The following is a 3344-nucleotide window of genomic DNA, read 5'->3' as shown; positions in this document are numbered from 1 at the left end:
ATCAATCTGCACGCCCTGCAGATCGGCAATCGCCAGGCGGGCGGCGTTCTCTAAGCTTTGCGCCAGAACGCTATCCCCGGATTGGGCAGAGCCGCGCGGCACCAGCAGCGCCACGGGAACAGGTTTGGATGTATTGATTGTAGGGCCACCACCGAGCGCAATAGGATCGCAGGCGGCCAGAGCAAATGTAGAAATCGCGGCCACGGCAGACAATGTTGCCTTGCGGGCCCGTTTGAAAACAGCAAACATAATGGACTTGTAACTCCCCTTGTCCGGCGCTTGTGCGCCGTGTTGGTTCTGGGGCGATAATAAACGACCAAAAAGGCGGGTCCAGCGTGAATCATCAGATCGTCAATTTGTTGCCGGGACTGTATTTTGTGGCAACACCTCTGGGCACGGCGCGCGACATCACGCTGCGGGCGCTGGATGTGCTGGCCTCGGCGGATTTGATCGCCGCCGAAGACACCCGATCACTTCGCCGCCTGATGGAAATCCACGGGGTGCCGATGCGTGATCGCCAGGTGATAGCCTATCATGACCATAGCGGAGTGGGTGCACGCGGCAAATTGCTCGCGGCATTGGAAGCGGGGCAAAGCGTTGCCTATGCCTCGGAAGCAGGTATGCCGCTGATCGCAGATCCCGGCTATGGCCTGTCTAAAGCCGCCGCCGAAGCCGGGCACTTGGTGACCTCGGCTCCCGGTGCCACGGCTGTGACAACGGCGCTGGCGCTTGCGGGGCTGCCAACGGATGCTTTCTATTTTGCCGGTTTTTTGCCCAATGCCAGTGGTGCGCGCCGCAAGCGACTGGAGGAAGTCGGGGCGATTCCCGGAACCCTGGCCTTTTACGAATCTCCCAAACGGGTTGCAGCATCCGTGGCGGATATGGCGGCGGTGCTGGGCAATCGTCCGGCAGCCCTGTGTCGCGAGCTGACCAAAAAATTCGAAGAGATACGCCGCCTGCCACTGGCGGAACTGGCCGCCAGCCTTGAGGAAAAACCGGTAAAGGGAGAGATCGTGGTGCTGGTGGACCGGGTCTCGGAAGTGGCGGTGAGCGATGGCGACATCGAGAGCGACCTGCGTGCCGCCTTGGTGGAGAATTCGGTCAAGGATGCGGCCGCCATCGTTTCCGAGGCGCATGAGATGCCGCGCCGCAAAGTCTATCAGATGGCCCTGAAGCTGGCCAAAGAGAGCTGAGATGCCAAAACCACCTGCCGAGACCGGGTTGCGTGCCTATCTTGCAGGCGCATCGGCAGAGGAACAAGCGGTGCGCGCCTACGAGGCGCAGGGGTATGAGCTGGTGGAGCAGCGCTGGCGCGGTGCCGGTGGCGAGATTGACCTCATTCTGCAAAAGGCCTCGCTTTGGGTCTTTGTTGAGGTCAAGACCGGCCCCAGCCATGCGGCTGCTCTGGCCCGGATCACGCCGCGCCAGATGGCACGGGTTGCGGCCTCGGCGGCGCTGTTCCTGGATCAGCAGCCCGAGGGGGGCTTGAGCGAGGCCCGTATCGATGTGGCGGTGGTGGATTCCAAGGGCAGCGTGGAAATCTTGGAGAATGCCTATGGGCAGGGGTAGGCGCCAGAGAGAACATGCCAGACCCGAGAGACAGGCCAGAAAGTGAACGGCAGATATTGAACCTCGCTGCCCACTGCGCCATCTATGGTCAAAGCAAAAGGGAAACTGCCATGAAAATCGCCTTTCAGATGGACCCGATTATGGGTGTGGACATCAACGCCGACAGCTCGTTCCGTCTGGCGGAAGAGGCGCAGGCGCGCGGCCATGAATTGTTTTTCTACCTGCCCGATCAACTGGCCTATCAGGAAGGGAAGATCACCGCACGCGGTCAGGATATGACAGTGCAGCGGGTGGCCGGGACCCCTGCCATATTGGGTGAAATGCGCGAAGTCGATCTGGCAGATTACGATGTGGTCTGGCTGCGTCAGGATCCGCCCTTTGACATGCATTACATCACCTCGACACATCTGCTGGGCCGGCTGAAAGACGACTGCCTGGTGGTGAATGACCCGTTTTGGGTGCGTAACTACCCGGAAAAGCTGCTGGTTCTGGACTTCCCGGATCTGACACCGCCCACCGCCATCGCCCGTGATCTGGACACCATCAAGGCGTTCAAGGCGCGCCATGGGGATATCATCCTCAAGCCGCTTTATGGCAATGGCGGTGCGGGGGTGTTCCGGCTGGACGCCAATGATCGCAACCTCACCTCCCTGCACGAGCTGTTCACCGGCTTCAGCCGCGAGCCGCTGATCGTGCAGAAATTCCTGCCCGATGTGAGCAATGGCGACAAACGGGTGATCTTGGTCGATGGTGAACCTGTCGGGGCTATCAACCGGGTGCCTGCCGCCGGTGAGACCCGCTCCAACATGCATGTGGGCGGGCGGCCTGAAAAGATAGGCCTGACCGAGCGGGACCTGGAGATTTGCGCCAAGATTGGCCCGCTTTTGAAGGAAAAGGGGCAGGTCTTTGTCGGTATTGATGTGATCGGCGACTACCTGACCGAGATCAACGTGACCTCCCCCACTGGCATTCAGGAATTGGAACGCTTTGACGGTGTGAATATCGCAGAGAAGATCTGGCTTGCCATTGAGGCCCGCGCCGCCGCCCGCGCATCATAGAGAGCACAAGTCACGTCCCCATGCGAAAGCCCAGCGCTTCGGCCACATGGGGGCGCTGAACCTGCTGTTCGGCGGCAAGGTCCGCAATGGTGCGCGCGACGCGCAAGACCCGGTGATAGCCCCGCGCTGTCAGGCCAAATCTTTCGGCTGCCCGCTGCAGTAGCTCGCGGCTTTCAGCACTTAACGCGGTTGCCTGTTCCAGCACCGCGCCCTCGGCGTCCGCATTTAGCCAAACCTCTGGCAGCTCGCGGTAGCGGGCCATCTGGATCTCGCGGGCCATGGCCACGCGCTGGGCCACCTCGGCTGACCCCTCAGAGGCGGCGGGCAGGTCCAGATCCTGAAAGGCAACCGGTGGCACCTCGAGGCGCAGGTCAAAGCGGTCCAACATAGGGCCGGAGATGCGCCCCAGATAGTCCTCGCCGCAGCCGGGCGCGCGGGCGCAGGCACGGGCAGCATCGGCGAGGTAGCCGCACTTACAGGGATTGGCTGCCGCCACCAGCATGAACCGGCTGGGATAGCGGATATGGGCATTGGCCCGGGCAATCGTCACCTCGCCGGCCTCAAGCGGTTGGCGTAGGGTTTCCAGCACCGCGCGGTTGAATTCCGGCAGCTCATCCATGAACAGCACGCCATTGTGCGCCAGGCTGATCTCACCGGGGCGCGCCCGCCGCCCGCCGCCAACAATCGCCGCCATCGAGGCCGTATGATGCGGCTCGC

4 protein-coding genes and 1 pseudogene are annotated in these 3344 nt (G+C 61.9%); 3 read left to right on the top strand and 2 right to left on the bottom strand.

Translation table 11 applies throughout. The features are described 5' to 3' along the window. Window positions 1-249, bottom strand: a pseudogene (locus ABJP42_RS08990) (penicillin-binding protein activator); the annotation flags it as partial. Window positions 250-335: 86 nt separating this feature from the next. Here ABJP42_RS08990 and rsmI point away from each other — a divergent pair. The 3 genes from rsmI to gshB all read left to right on the top strand — a co-directional run bounded on the left by rsmI (window position 336) and on the right by gshB (window position 2627). Further along, window positions 336-1193, top strand: a complete 858-nt coding sequence (rsmI, locus tag ABJP42_RS08985; protein WP_348339987.1) for a 16S rRNA (cytidine(1402)-2'-O)-methyltransferase — start codon at window positions 336-338, stop codon at window positions 1191-1193. 1 nt (window position 1194) lies between these two features. After that, the gene (locus ABJP42_RS08980) at window positions 1195-1569 is read left to right on the top strand and encodes a YraN family protein (protein ID WP_348339986.1); all 375 of its coding nucleotides are present in this window, start codon (window positions 1195-1197) and stop codon (window positions 1567-1569) included. Between the two features lie 110 nt (window positions 1570-1679). Continuing rightward, window positions 1680-2627, top strand: coding sequence for a glutathione synthase (gene gshB, locus ABJP42_RS08975; protein ID WP_348339985.1), 948 nt, complete (start codon window positions 1680-1682; stop codon window positions 2625-2627). Between the two features lie 10 nt (window positions 2628-2637). On the opposite strand, the gene ABJP42_RS08970 is transcribed toward gshB, so the two are convergent. Beyond that, window positions 2638-3344: ATP-binding protein (locus ABJP42_RS08970; protein WP_348339984.1), on the bottom strand; the 707-nt coding region annotated here is incomplete at its 5' end.

Origin of the sequence: Pseudophaeobacter sp. (assembly GCF_039971195.1) — a bacterium.
In the GTDB taxonomy this organism is placed as follows: Bacteria; Pseudomonadota; Alphaproteobacteria; order Rhodobacterales; family Rhodobacteraceae; genus Pseudophaeobacter.
The sequence above is the reverse complement of the archived record's forward strand: the minus strand, read 5'-3'. Positions and strand labels throughout refer to the sequence as shown.

Coding starts and splice junctions, on each gene's coding strand:
- gshB (WP_348339985.1), top strand. CDS start 1,680: ATGAAAATCGCCTTTCAGATGGACCCGATTATGGGTGTGGACATCAAC.
- ABJP42_RS08980 (WP_348339986.1), top strand. CDS start 1,195: ATGCCAAAACCACCTGCCGAGACCGGGTTGCGTGCCTATCTTGCAGGC.